Source organism: Halomonas sp. ND22Bw, assembly GCF_003011945.1.
Taxonomy (GTDB): domain Bacteria; phylum Pseudomonadota; class Gammaproteobacteria; order Pseudomonadales; family Halomonadaceae; genus Halomonas; species Halomonas halophila.
The window spans coordinates 1-277 of record NZ_PXWD01000724.1 but is presented as its reverse complement, the minus strand read 5'-3'; the positions used below and the strand labels follow the sequence as shown (position 1 = coordinate 277).

The window sequence follows — 277 nt, the reverse complement described above, 5'->3', positions numbered from 1 at the left end:
TGCGCGGGCGCAGCTGGCGCCCCTATCTGACTGGCGCGGTCGATCGGGTCCACGCGCCCGGCGAGGCGATCGGCAGCGAATTGTTCGGGCGGCGTGCCGTGCGGCAGGGTGACGGGAAAGCGGTGAACCTCGGCGACGCGTGGCGATTGTGCAACATCGCCGACGACCCGGGCGAGACGAACGACCTCGCCGCGCGCGAACCGGCCCGGCTGAAAGTGCTGATCGCCGCCTGGGACGCCTATGGCAAGGATACCGGCGTCATCATGCCGTCCGTCCC

The 277-nt window shown here is 70.8% G+C and carries 1 pseudogene; it reads left to right on the top strand.

The annotated features are described in order from the left end of the window. Positions 1–277: pseudogene (locus CVH10_RS20030) on the top strand (hypothetical protein); the annotation flags it as partial.